The following is a 13,816-nucleotide window of genomic DNA, read 5'->3' on the forward strand; positions in this document are numbered from 1 at the left end:
TTGTCTATAAATTCACCGTCACAGATTTGCCGCACAACATCCCTTGCGGCATGGCTACTGTTATCCGTTTACCGCCATAATCCACTATGATTTCTTTGCAATCCGGATTCATCGTCGCATCCGCAACAGACAATTTGTCTTTATCTATCAGCACTGCGCAAGGAGCCGATACGGACAATTCTCCGCGAGAAGCCTTCAAGCGAGTTCCCTCTTTATAAAAGACCGCTTCCACCACTTCACCGTTATTATTCTCAACAGCCTGTACCAGCGTATCATTGCGCAATACCTGAAATGGCAGTTTGTCCGCAGGCATTTCATCGCCGGCATACACTACATAGCCATAAGTATCATCCACCGGAGTCCGGGAATGGTCTATCCACAGACGAAGGATATCTACTTGTCCGGGCAAGTCCTTTTTCCCTTTGTTGGCACCATTCCGTCCCACCCAGTCCGTTTTTTTGGTTTCGTAAACAAAAGAAGCGTTTCGGGTATATTCGGGCAATATAGTATAAGAGAATTTACCTTTCTGCATCACCCACACAGGCTTGTCGCCCACAAAGAATGACCATACTCCCTTCCCTACCGGTATTTGCCTGCCATCCTGCATCGCCAACACATCACTTTCATGTAACGTCTGATCAATCGTAGTGCGAATCGTTCCCTCCATTTGCGGATTCAGGTTAGTGATTCCGGCTCCCAAAGCTATCATATAATCTCCCAGCATGAAATAGGATTTGTAAGCCTTTACACCATAAAGAACTTCGTTTTTCCGAACATTATTTCCTTTATCATTCACACCCTCCTTTTCCGAAGCGTTCATCTTCTCAAAGAGATAACCTGCAACGGCATTCTCTCCGCCATTCGTAGCCGCAGCAGCGAAATTATGCTTGCTGCAATACCCTCGCCAGTTAGTAACCGGCACCAGCCTGTCCATTCCTTCTCTAGCCGTGACTCCCGGTGTGGCGGTCACATCCCAGGCACCGATTACCTGAGCATACTCATTTCCACGTTTCTGAAACAAAGTCATGCCATCCGTAGGATAGAAATTATAGGCATCAGCGAATCCGGGAGCACTTTCAAGACCGTCGCAACGAACGGATGCCATATTCACAAAGATATGGTAACGATCATTTTTCTTTATCAACTTATCATTATTAAAGAACCAGCGCGTTCCGCTATATAATCCGGCAGGACAGCCGTTCATATTAATATTCCGCTGTTCCGCTTCTTTTTTGAAACTGTTCAGTTCATTCTGCTGCCGGGTATCAAAAGAGTCCGACCAGTCCTTCAACAACTGTCTCGCTATGCCCAAAGAACGGATATCCCTTTTATCAGGATTATATTGGGCGGTACTCCTATCTAAATACGGCAACGGATACCCTTTATAATAGAACCAGTTGCTACCCTCGATATAGTTGAACAACGTTTCTACATTATCCTTATCCAGTTTAGTTTCCCAAAGAGTGTTCTTTAAAGAAGTCAGCATACCAAGCGCACTCAATGTACCGTCAATAGGATATCCCCAAATCAGGCATTGCATTCCATGTCCCCAGCCAGCTCCGTCTGCGGTACAACCTTCCGTCCAAAAAGCCTCATCATAGACAGGTTGTGCCGTACGTCCGATTCCCCGCTTTGCCACTTCACTCAGCAGTTCAATCATCGGTACCGACTGATACATCACCGCTACCGGAAGCAACGAACGGTATGCCAATGCATTGCCACCTACCCACCAGACATGCTGACGAAAACGTTCAATCTGCACTACATTCTTATCCGTCTCGTCCTGCCGGAGAGGTTGTGTCCACGCCTGCAATCCCAATACTTTCAGCATATCGCAAACCTCCGTCAATTCCCGGTCTTTATTCTTTCCGGCTTCTACCTTATCCATCTGCTTCAGAAAACAGAAATAGGTATTAACCGCCGCCGTAGGAATGGCAAAACAGGAAGCATGAAAACGATGTACCCTATTGCTGCGGCTCACTTCCAGATTGCCATAATGAAGAATTGCTTTCTGACACTTTTTAAACACCTTCTTATCCAAAGAGTATCCCATACGGTCGGTACGGAACTCTTCCGCCACCTTCCAGATACGAAAGAATGCATCAGACAGAAGCTCTCCGACAGCTCCCTGGTCATTGCCCGCCATCACTTGTTGTTCTCTTTCTTCCAGGTCAGCGAAATGACCGTCATCCTGCCAGTGAGCAAGAATGTCCGGCAATGGCATAACACGCTTCAACTCATGACCGCGGTAAGGAGTGACAGCATAAAAATCACGGAAATGCTTTAGTCCTTTCTCCTTTTCCGCATCCAGCGGAGTCCGCTGCGCTTCTTCAAAATAGCGGTGATAATTATCGAAAGCCAATTGCCTTTCCGCATTCTGCGCAGACACCAGCGAAACGGCTGAAAAAGCAGCCACTACATATAAATATTTCAACCTTACCATAGTCCTCATCTTTCCTTAACTGTTATTTTTATCTCTCTTACTGCACTTTCCACATTCCACATATTGGCGTTACGCGCTACAAACGTCACGACATATTCACCCGGAGCCATATATTTATATGTGTATGAGGGAGCGGTCGTATCTAACGATTTGATGGGAGTTCCTTCATCGGGAGACACAGCCGAAGGATCAAGCTGCTGACTGATAGCCCATATTTCAGCCGGCAACCCGGTGTTATCTGACGAGGGTTGAAACAGAAGTCTCGTCGCACTCGGATTATAATTACCTGCCGGCTTTCCTTTCGGAAATACATACGTAAACCCAAATTCCTTTTCAGGATTGGTCATCTTGATTTCTTGTCCTTCCACCATTTTAGTCAACGTCAAAGGTTCAATATCGAAACGGGGCTGATACTCTTCCGAAGCCGGAGTCTCATACTGAAAAGCCAAATAAAACTTTTTATCCATATAGCCGGATAAATCCCCGTTATCCGTAACCGTTTCGGTAGTTACGTTAGGACATGTAGGAACTTTCCAGCCACCTGCCCCTGAAAGTTCCGTCCATGTGGCTTCTTCAATTCCCTGGGCAGTACAAAGTCCTTTAAAGTCTTCCGATACATAAATATGCATATTGGCACGATTCTGATAAGAAGGCTTTGTATATACCTGTTTCATCGTATACGACAAACTCATAGACTCCACATCCACCTTCAACCGGTCTTTATTGGCATATTTATGACCGTCTTCACCCGAATAAAACACGATATAATCCGGATTTCCATCAAAATCGAATGTCACTTCATCCCCGACGTAAATCTCCTGCTGTTCATTGCGAAGATTCACGCCAAAATCAATACTATCCACACTATCGGCATCACAAGAGGCAAAGAAACCGCCCACAAGCAATAATCCTACATATATATTTATCTTTTTCATAATGTTACTTTTAAGAATTACCAGTTTTCATTTTGTCCACACGTCGGGTTCGTGTTCAATTCGGCTTGGGGAATAGGAAGATACAAATGTTTCTCTTCCAGATTAATAGCCGGAACAGCTTTTACATTTGTCAAATCATACCCTATCCTGCTTCCATTTTCATCAGTTGCCTGTTCTTTCAGCAACCGTATCCGGTTAAAGAAATAATCTTTCCCATACCGGCGCAGTTCCATATGGCGTGGCACTTCGAAGCATAATTCCCGTGCACGCTCTTCACGCACAAACTCCCGGAAATCTTCTGCTCCGCTAAAATCACTTAAAGAAACCAAAGTTGCTCCAGCACGTCTGCGCACATCATTCACTGCATCGACAGCTTCCTGAGTAGGCCCGCCATTTACTTCATTGGCACATTCGGCTATCATAAGCAATACGTCGGCATAGCGCATTACCGGAAAATTAATTGAAGAGTTGTTACGTGCCCACGGGCGTACCGGATCATATTCCGCTCTCCATTTACCCGGATTTCCATCTTCCTTTTTAGCTTTTTCCGCATCAGTAAGAGGAGTCTTTACGGCTTTATTGTTGTTCGTCTGATAGGTATAATCTCCAAAATTCCACCATTTACGTGCATCTTCTTCTTCATACATCTTGAAAAGGATACGCGTTCCATCATACCAGGCATAAGCAAAAGGAGTGTCCGGATCGGTCTGAAGCCCCTGGCTGATACCAAGATATAATCCCACCTTACCGCTTTCATTAGTCTTATCCATTCCATTTCCATAGAATTCCACCTCAAACATACTCTCCCGGTGAATTAAATCGTACTGATTGGAACACATATTTATAAACATGGCACGATATCCGTTCACACCGTCCGTTTCGGGATAAAGCTCATGAAGCCTGCTCTTCTTCACTTCACGTGCCCATTTCAATGCTTCTCCCCATGTGTCCGCTTCTACCGGATAACCGGCTTCCCACATATATGCACGAGCCAATAACGCCTGCACCGTTGTCTTTGAAATACGCCCCGGAGCATTCAGTTCGTCCGCCGGACGACAAGCCTGTTCCGCATCCAGCAAATCCTGAATAATCTGTTCATAGATTGCAGATTGCGGAGATTTTTTCAGTTGTTGCTGAGAAAGATCGCGCACCACTTCCAGACGTAAAGGTACTTCTCCCCAGAATGCAACGAGATTCATATAATAGAGAGCACGCAATGCTTTCGCCTCTCCGATAAACATCGCTTTTTTCTGTTTGCCACCGCACTCTTCTTCGGTACGGGACTCAATTGCGGGAATGTAGTCATTCGCCCGGTTGATGCCCTCGTATAAATCCTTCCATGTAGTCTCGATGCTAGCATCCGTATTATTGTAATTATAAGTGGAAACCTGGACATTATCTATTCCATACGAACGATTATAGACACAGATATCAGTACCAGCATCCAAGTCACCCCACAGGTTTTGTCCGTAAGTTCCCACTGCTCCCAATTTGTCATAGACTCCTGTAAGCCCTGCCATACAGGTTGTTTCATCATGGTAGAGGTTGTTTTCATCCAGACTTCCATACACCTCTGTATCCAGAAAATTGCAAGACGAGAAAGCTAAAGCTGCTATTGCTATATATATTATTTTTTTCATGATATTCTCCTGTTTATAACTAGTTATAATCCTAATTTCACACCAAAAGTATATGAAGTAGTTTTGGGATAAGCCGAATAATCGAATCCGCGCGTCAATGCAGAGTTGCGGGTAGAGACTTCCGGATCATAACCGGTGTATTTCGTCCATGTCCACAAGTTCTGTCCGCTCACGTAGAGTCGTAAAGAAGAGATTCCCAAACGTTTAATCAATTTTACGGGGAAATTATATCCCAGTTGCACATTCTTCAAACGAAGGAATGAAGCATCTTCCACTACTCTGCTTGTATTGATATTGCCGATATCCCCTTTCACCCGGCACAGATAATTCGTATAATTACCTTCCGTATATGTACCGTCACCATTATCAATACGCGGTGTCCAATGGTCTTTGGCCGACGCCAACAGGTTTGCATTTCTGGACGTCATGTTTTCCAACTTATAACGGTTGTAATTAATCACATCATTACCATACGACCATTGGAAGAAAACACTTAAGTCAAATCCCTTATATTCAAAGTTGTTAGTAAAACCGCCGATATGTACCGGGAGTCCGTGTCCGATCACCGTCTGGTCTTCCGGTGTCACTTTTCCGTCTCCGTTCACATCACGCAACTTCATGTCACCCGGCTGAATATTATTACGGTCCTTCGTATTGTTAGGAATACCATCTTTCAACACGAACACTCCCGGAGATACCTCATTGAAGTCCGAATATTGATAAACCCCGTCATACACATATCCATACATTTCTGAAATCGGATGACCGACACGGGCAATATAGAGATTCTGAATGGTAGGATATTGAATATTGGATACCCAAAAATCCTGATCACCGGAAAGCCCTGTTATCTTACTCTTGTTGAAAGAGATATTGAAACCTGTCGTCCATTTGAAGCGTCCCTTTCCGCCAACAAAGTTTACGGTATTGAAAGCAAATTCCAGTCCGCGGTTGCGAATACTGCCAATATTCTGCTGCACCTTGCTGAAACCCAATGATAAAGGAACTTCCGCATCCAACAAAAGATCTTTGGTTTCTTTATTATAAATATCGACCTGACCGGTAATGCGATTATTAAGGAATCCGAAGTCCAATCCGATATTCGTTTGATAAGTAGTCTCCCACTTCATGTTCTTATTAGCCATTTGTGAAATATAAATGGCAGGATTGTCTATATTATTGCCGAAAGCATAATTCTGATCGCCCAGGAATAACAATTGGGACGGATAGTTCTTATACGTATTACAGTTACCGGTAGCTCCCCAGCCGGCTCTCAGTTTCAGGTTCGACAGCCAGGTACGGGTTCCTTTCATAAACTTCTCTTCCGAAATACGCCATCCGAAAGAACCGGAAGGGAAATATCCCCATTTGTGATAAGGAAAGCGGGAAGTTCCGTCAGCACGCACGGTCGCTGTCAGTAAATAACGCGATTTCCAGTCATAATTGAAACGGGCGAAATAAGAAGCAATCCGGTCATCGAAATTTGTGGAAGTCAATTTATCCGGCGTACCGTTAGATATTCCCCAGAATCCGAGTGCATCCCACGGCACCATAGAAGAGCTGGCACCCAGTACCGATACGTTTTTACTATTCAAAGAACCGCCCAACATAGCCGATATATTATGACCTTTCACTTTTTTCCGATAAGTCAATGTATATTCATTCGACCATCCCGTCCATTCTTTATACGAAAAGTTTCCATTCGAATGTTTGGCGGAATATTTGGGATCTCCCCAATAAGTATCCGCATTATTATAAGCCTCACTGCGATCTGTACGCCAGTTGTAGGCAAAAGTAGCCCTAAACACCAGGTTTTTGGCAATATCCCAATTCAAATAAGCATTCATGCTCAGTTGCCGGCTTAATGTCTTCGAATACATATTCTCAATCGTTTTCACCGGATTATAAGGATAGTTCGGGTCTTGTTGCATCAAATCGTCCTGCACCTTATCCGGATCGGTATAATATACCGGTTGATAGGCCAATACCTGATAAAGAAAATATTGTGTGGCCCCACCTCCGCCTTGTGAAGGAGCCGACCCTTTGGAAGTATTATTCGAAAAATTAAAAGTAAGACCCGCTTTCACTTTCTTCGAAATCTGCTGGTCGAGTGTAGCACGAGCTTTCAGGCTCTCATAAGATGAGTTGACAATAATTCCCTGTTGATTATAATAAGAGATACTCGAACTATACTTGGTACTTTTGGTACCGCCGCTCAAAGCAATGTGATGATTGGTCATCGGTGCGGAACGGAACACTTTATCCTGCCAGTTGATGGAAGGAATATTTGCGTAATCTTCCAATACCCGGTTACGTCCCAAAGCTTCATCGTACCGATAAAAAGTTCTTGCCATCTCCGAAGCAGTCTGCGCTTCTTCCTGAAAAGCTACATAATCCTGTCCTTCCAGCAACTTCAAGAATTTCGGTTTAGCCTGAAAAGTGATATATCCGTCGTATGTGACACGCGGCGCACTTTCCATACCGCGTTTGGTAGTGATGATAATAACGCCATTAGCACCGCGAGCACCATAAATAGCCGTTGCGGACGCATCCTTCAATACGTCGATAGATTCAATATCATTCGGATTCATTGCAGCCGGATTGGCATCTTCCGTAGCAAAACCGTCAATCACATACAAAGGACTGCCATCCGACGTTTCGGAAATGCTATTACTGCCACGAATGACAATATTAGCCTGCGAACCGGGTTGCCCGTCACCTGTAACTACCTGTACTCCGGCAATACGGCCACCCAAAGCCTGGTCGAAAGAAAGCACCTGGCTCTTGTTCAGATCCCCCATATCAACTTTGGCTACCGAACCGGTCAAATCACTTTTCTTCACCGTTGCATATCCCACGGCAACCACCTCATCCAGTTGTACTCCGTCTTCTTTCATCACCACAGTCAGCGTTTTCTTGTTTCCGACAGTCACTTCCTTAGTAGCATATCCGATAAAAGAGAACACCAGCACGGAAGATTGTTTAGGGACAGATACCTTGAAATTTCCGTTCAGGTCTGTTATCGTTCCCGTTTTTCCTCCTTTTACAGTTACATTAGCCCCGATAATGGGTTCGTTCGATTCGTCCATTACCTTTCCACTGACCGAAATCTGTGCAAAAGAGAAGGTAAAGGAACAAAGCGCCAATAATAATAAACTGACACGTTTCATACTTTGTCGATTTTTCATAATACGATTGTTCTAATTAATGCAAATTCGTTTTTTGTTTCAATTGTTATCCTGAAAACCAGTCTATTTACCTATATCCTTTTTACGTTTTAATGCTTCCAAAAAATAATAGTCCGCATAATTCAGCGGAACGTCAATCTCCACTCCATGAGGAATACTTCCTACCGAATGTTTCAGAATAAAACATCCGTTCGTTCCAATCTCCGCCCGATAAGCGGGTGTACTCAGGCTTTCCATGATTTTATCCGCCGTTCCTTTATATTTCATATCCGGCGCATAACCGCTCAGTTCGTACAAAGCGGAAGCTGTAATGGCAGCCGCCGATACATCCCGCGGTTCATTGGGAATATTCAAGGCATCATAATCCCAATACGGAATCAAGTCGGAAGGAAGTTTCTGATTCGTAAAGATGAAATTGTATATATTGCATGCTTGCGTCAAATAAGCAGGATTGCGGGTATACCGGTAACACATCGTATATCCGTAAAGTGCCCATGCCTGCCCTCTCGCCCAAGAAGATTCATCCGCATATCCCTGTGCCGTCTGTTTTTTGCGCACCTCTCCGGTTTCCGGGTCATAATCTACTACATGATAGCAACTGTTATCAGTACGAAAATGATTTTTCAACGTTTGATCGGCATGGCTGACTGCCATATTATAATAGGTGGAATCTCCGGAAAGACGTGTCGCTTCGAAAAGTAATTCCAGATTCATCATGTTATCAATAATCACAGGACATTTCCATCCCCTCTCCGCCTGCCAGCTATTGTTCACGTCCCACGATTGAATCACTCCTGCATTCGGACGAAAACGGGTTGATAACGATTTCGCTGTCCGGACAATGACTGAACGATAGTCCTTATTTCCCAGGCGCATCCCGTTCAGGAAACTGCATCCTGCCATAAAGCCCACATCATGATGCCAAGTGAGGTATTGCACCGAATCGAGCGCTTCCGTATATTTCACAGCCAGTGTTTCCCATTTTTTATCTTGTGTAAGATGATACAAATACCACATACTTCCCGGAAAGAATCCGCTCGTCCAGTCCCGATACGGAACATAAACTGTTTTTCCGTCCTTATCCAATGTACGCGGATTCAATACTTGCCCGCTTGCCTCTATTTGGTTGGTCATCAGAGAGTACTGTTCAACGGCATTATTCACATTATCCGGAATAAGTTCGCCGGTTGCAACCACTTTCGATTTGCATCCAATGAAGAATAAAACAGATATTCCTGCCAGAGTTAAGAAAGAGTTTCTCATATAATAAATATTAGTTTTGTTATTCACACCGCAAAGATAGCAGCCACCCGGAAAAAGCACCGAATCCTGAATCCATAAAGAATACATCATGCGTCTACACCCCTTCCCAACATACATTGGGGACTCTAAGCGTAGTATTTTTAGACTCAGAACGTACCTCTTATTTGCCACAAATCCATTGCAAAAAAAGCACATTCAAACAAAAAGACTTATATTTGCAGTCTAACCAACAATCTATTATAAAATGAATTTCGGCAAATTTTTATTTTATATGTATATCTTCTTGCTGTCCGCCCTGAAATGTACGGCGCAGGAAATATCCTTCAACCACCTGACTACGAACGATGGCCTTTCCAACAATTCGGTCATGGCTATCTATCAGGATGGAAAAGGCTTTATGTGGTTTGGTACCCGAAATGGTGTAAATCTCTATAACGGCAACAGATTCATCACCTACAAATTTAGTAAAAACAATCCCAATAGTCTGATAGACAACAAAGTATTACACATTACCGGTGACGGAAAAGACGAGATTTATATCATAACCGCCCAAGGTATTTCTGCATTTAACACAGCCCGAAATCAATTTAAAACGTTATTGCAGGGTACAACAGGAACCATGTGCTACCATAAACAATTGTATATTTCACAAAAGAATAAAATCTATCGATATGAAAACAAACGTTTTGTGCCTTTTTATGAATTGAAGGACTCCCCTTCTGTCAATATCAACGCCTTATATATAGAAGATGAATATACTTGGATAGGAACGGAAGAACACGGGCTGTTCCGGCTCGATAACAAACAAGAAGCCGTTCATCTCCTTCCACAAGGGAATATTACCAATATCTTCAAGGATTCTACAGGGAAAGTATGGATAGGCACTTGGGAACAGGGAGTTTATATCATCAACGGTGCCTCAATCTCCAATTTCAAACACAACGAGAATGACCCGACAAGTATCAGTTCTAATTTCGCGCGGAACTTCTGCGAAGACAAGGATGGGAATATATGGATAGGCACCTTCAACGGTTTAAATAAGTTCAATGCCTCCAACAATACCTTTACCCACTACCAGAAACAAGAGACGGACAAAAGTCTGACCAATTCGTCCATCTGGAGCCTGCTATGCGACAGACAAGGAACGATCTGGGCGGGAACCTATTTCGGAGGAGTCAACTATTTCAACCCCAAAAGCCAGATATACCGGCACTTCCAAGCTGCAAAAACGGAAAATAACGGCCTAAGTGCTCCCATAGTAGGATGCATCACGGAAGATAGCCTGCACAATGTATGGATAGGTACCGAAGGCGGAGGAATCACTAAATATAATCCTCAAACAAATACATTTCAATGGTACAAACACAGCAGCAATCCCAATAGTCTTTCACACAATAATGTAAAAACCATCTATTACGATCATCCTAACAAAATCTTATGGATAGGTACCCATATGGGAGGATTGAACAAGCTGGATCTTCGCAGTAACAAATTCACCCGTTATCATACAAATAGCGACAAGGGTTCTCTCCCTTCAAATATTATCCGGGAAATTGTTCCTTACAAAGACAATCTTCTTCTTGCCACTCACAAAGGAGTCTGCCAGTTTAATCCCAAAACTGAAAAAGCGGTTCTTTTATTTCAGGATAGTCCTATTAGCGGTACCGTATCGGTTCATGTAGATTATCAGGGAACGCTTTGGATCAGCGGAAACGGAGAAGGTGTCTATGCCTATCGGGACGATACAAAGAAAACAGAAAACTATAAACATAACCATGCGTTAGAACATAGTATCAGCAGCAATCATATCGGACGCATCTACGAAGACAGCCAGAAAAGACTATGGTTCTGTACTTCCGAAAGCGGTGTTGATTTATATAAGCACGAAACGAACGACTTCGAGAACTTCGACGAACAAAAGAATGGCTTGGGAAGCAACTGCGTATATGATGTATGCGAGCTTTCTCCGAATAAGATTTTATTCACCACCGATATCGGGTTCTCTATTCTGGACTATCCCAGCCGCAAATTCACAAACTATACGAAAGAGAACGGACTTCCCCTATCTGCCATTAATGAACGTTCTGTTTTTAAAGCATCCAACGGAGACATCTATATCGGAGGAACGGACGGTATGATTTCTTTTCGGGAAGAACATATCAACTATGTCCCCCAAAGCTATCAAATCCATCCTTTCAGCTTGTCTGTCAACGGGCAAGCCGTACAAGTCAACGATGACAACGGGATTCTGCAACACTCTCTTGCCAACAGCTCTCAAATCACATTGAAGGCCGACCAGTCCATGTTCAGTATCGAATATGCCATATCCAATTATATTCCTTCCAACAGGGATGACCTTGAATACTTTCTGGAAGGTTTCTCCAAAAACTGGACCGGCCTGTACGGACAGCACACTATCACCTATACCAACCTGAATCCGGGAAAATACACATTAATAGTACGTGCCAAAAACAATCAGCTCATTCCCGAAAGTCATCTCGATATTAAAATATTACCACCGTTCTACCGCACTGTCTGGGCTTACTTACTTTATACGCTTTGCATCGGTGTTATCCTCTATTTCATCGTCCGCACTTACAAGAATCGTATCAAACTTCAGGAGTCTCTGAGATACGAACAAAAACACGCGGAAGATATCGAACAGCTCAACCAGACAAAGCTCCGTTTCTTTACGAATATCTCCCATGAGTTCCGCACTCCATTGACACTCATCATCGGGCAGATGGAAATGCTGTTACAGGCACGTTCCTTCGCGCCTTCCATTTACAACCGGATTCTGGGTGTATATAAAAACTGCCTGCAAATGCGTGAGCTGATTACCGAACTGCTCGACTTCCGCAAACAGGAGCAAGGATATATGACAATCAAAGTGAGCGAACACAACCTGGTAGACTTTGTATACGAAAGCTATCTGTTGTTTCAAGAATATGCCGCGCAACGGCAAATCACATTCAGATTTAACAAGGCACAGGACGTAATTCCGGTCTGGTATGATAAAAAACAACTTCAAAAGGTGATGAACAACCTGATATCCAATGCATTCAAGCACACCAAAGAGGGAGGAAAAATCACAGTTTCCGTGCGTAAAGGCAACAAGGAAATAGTGATTGAAGTTACCGACAACGGTTCCGGCATCACCCAGAAAGACTTGAACAAGATCTTTGACCGTTTTTATCAGACCGAACAATCAACTTCCCCATCTTATATGGGAACAGGAATCGGATTGGCACTGACCAAAGGTATTATCGAGCTGCATCACGGAAGTATAGAAGTATATAGCGAACCGGGCGAGGGAGCGACCTTCAGTGTACATCTCCAAACGGGCAAGGAACATTTTACACCCGAACAAATCTGCGAATCCGAAGAAGACTCCCCTATTGAAGGAAACCTGCTCCCGGACTTTGCCCAAAATCTTCTGAGCGAACAAGAAACCTTAAACTCCGACTCCTATGCCGAGAAAAAACGGGATATAAAAATTGTCATTGTGGAAGATAACGAATCTCTCCGGGAAATGCTCGCCGGCATATTCGCCCCATTCTACCAGGTGTTCACCGCTTGCGACGGAGAAGAAGGATGGGAGAAAGTGCAATCGGAGCATCCTCATCTTATACTAAGCGATGTTGTAATGCCCAAAATGTCGGGAACTGACTTATGCAAGCTAGTCAAGGAGAATTTAGAAACCTGCCACATTCCGGTGGTACTCCTCACGGCAAGAACGTCTATCGAACATAGTATGGAAGGGCTGCGCCTGGGTGCCGATGACTACATAACCAAACCATTCAATGTCAACATCCTGTTATCCCGTTGCAACAATCTGATTAACAACCGAATCATGTTACAGGAGAAATTCAGCAAGCACCCGCAGGAAACCCCGCAAATTATAGCTACCAATCCGATGGACAAGGAGTTTATAGACAAAGCCATGAAAATTATAGACCAGCATATAGACAACATGGAATTCAATGTAGATATGCTTGCCCGTGAAATAGGAATCGCACGAAGCAAGCTATTCACCAAGCTGAAAGATATCACCGGCAAAACTCCGTATGACTTCATTGTAACCATCCGTTTAAAACGGGCGGCAATCTTGTTGAAAGAGCATCCGGAACTGAATATATCGGAGATATCCGACAAACTAGGTTTTTCGTCTCCACGGCAGTTCAGCAAGAGTTTCAAAGAAAAATATCAGGTAGTGCCGCAAGCATATCGAAAAGGAGAAAGTGACGAAAAGGCGGTTTAAAACAGTTTTTGGATTCAGGAAGCACCTATTTGGGACTTTAATACCACTTTCTTTAGAAGAAAAGTCACTTTCTTTGCTTCCGAAAA

Annotated in this window: 6 protein-coding genes; 1 reads left to right on the forward strand and 5 read right to left on the reverse strand. The window is 43.7% G+C overall.

Features of this window, described 5'->3' with window-relative positions; all coding sequences use genetic code 11:
- Window positions 1-4 precede the first annotated feature (4 nt).
- From ACGHVY_RS11860 to ACGHVY_RS11880, 5 genes are all read right to left on the reverse strand, one after another.
- A complete protein-coding gene (locus ACGHVY_RS11860) occupies window positions 5-2,443 on the reverse strand; it encodes a polysaccharide lyase family 8 super-sandwich domain-containing protein (RefSeq protein ID WP_390599228.1) in 2,439 nt (812 codons plus the stop codon).
- A gap of 5 nt (window positions 2,444-2,448) precedes the next feature.
- On the reverse strand, window positions 2,449-3,378 hold the full coding sequence (locus ACGHVY_RS11865; protein ID WP_390599229.1) for a DUF5017 domain-containing protein: 930 nt from the start codon (window positions 3,376-3,378) through the stop codon (window positions 2,449-2,451).
- 17 nt (window positions 3,379-3,395) lie between these two features.
- Window positions 3,396-5,018, reverse strand: coding sequence for a RagB/SusD family nutrient uptake outer membrane protein (locus tag ACGHVY_RS11870; protein WP_390599231.1), 1,623 nt, complete (start codon window positions 5,016-5,018; stop codon window positions 3,396-3,398).
- A gap of 23 nt (window positions 5,019-5,041) precedes the next feature.
- Window positions 5,042-8,206 carry a SusC/RagA family TonB-linked outer membrane protein gene (locus ACGHVY_RS11875; RefSeq protein ID WP_390599233.1) on the reverse strand — a complete coding sequence of 1,055 codons (3,165 nt, stop codon included), beginning with the start codon at window positions 8,204-8,206 and terminating at the stop codon, window positions 5,042-5,044.
- A 63-nt stretch (window positions 8,207-8,269) separates the two neighbouring features.
- Window positions 8,270-9,469 (reverse strand): glycoside hydrolase family 88 protein, encoded by a 1,200-nt coding sequence (locus ACGHVY_RS11880; RefSeq protein WP_308747106.1) that lies wholly within the window; start codon window positions 9,467-9,469, stop codon window positions 8,270-8,272.
- Window positions 9,470-9,740: 271 nt separating this feature from the next.
- Here ACGHVY_RS11880 and ACGHVY_RS11885 point away from each other — a divergent pair, with 271 nt between their 5' ends.
- Window positions 9,741-13,730, forward strand: coding sequence for a two-component regulator propeller domain-containing protein (locus tag ACGHVY_RS11885; protein WP_390599234.1), 3,990 nt, complete (start codon window positions 9,741-9,743; stop codon window positions 13,728-13,730).
- Window positions 13,731-13,816 lie beyond the last annotated feature (86 nt).

This window comes from Bacteroides sp. f07, assembly GCF_042854785.1.
Taxonomy (GTDB): domain Bacteria; phylum Bacteroidota; class Bacteroidia; order Bacteroidales; family Bacteroidaceae; genus Bacteroides.

What these genes read in the sequence shown, in the direction of transcription:
- ACGHVY_RS11870 (WP_390599231.1), bottom strand. Translation starts at nt 5,018, where the DNA reads ATGAAAAAAATAATATATATAGCAATAGCAGCTTTAGCTTTCTCGTCT.
- ACGHVY_RS11880 (WP_308747106.1), bottom strand. Translation starts at nt 9,469, where the DNA reads ATGAGAAACTCTTTCTTAACTCTGGCAGGAATATCTGTTTTATTCTTC.
- ACGHVY_RS11885 (WP_390599234.1), top strand. Translation starts at nt 9,741, where the DNA reads ATGTATATCTTCTTGCTGTCCGCCCTGAAATGTACGGCGCAGGAAATA.
- ACGHVY_RS11865 (WP_390599229.1), bottom strand. Translation starts at nt 3,378, where the DNA reads ATGAAAAAGATAAATATATATGTAGGATTATTGCTTGTGGGCGGTTTC.
- ACGHVY_RS11860 (WP_390599228.1), bottom strand. Translation starts at nt 2,443, where the DNA reads ATGGTAAGGTTGAAATATTTATATGTAGTGGCTGCTTTTTCAGCCGTT.
- ACGHVY_RS11875 (WP_390599233.1), bottom strand. Translation starts at nt 8,206, where the DNA reads ATGAAAAATCGACAAAGTATGAAACGTGTCAGTTTATTATTATTGGCG.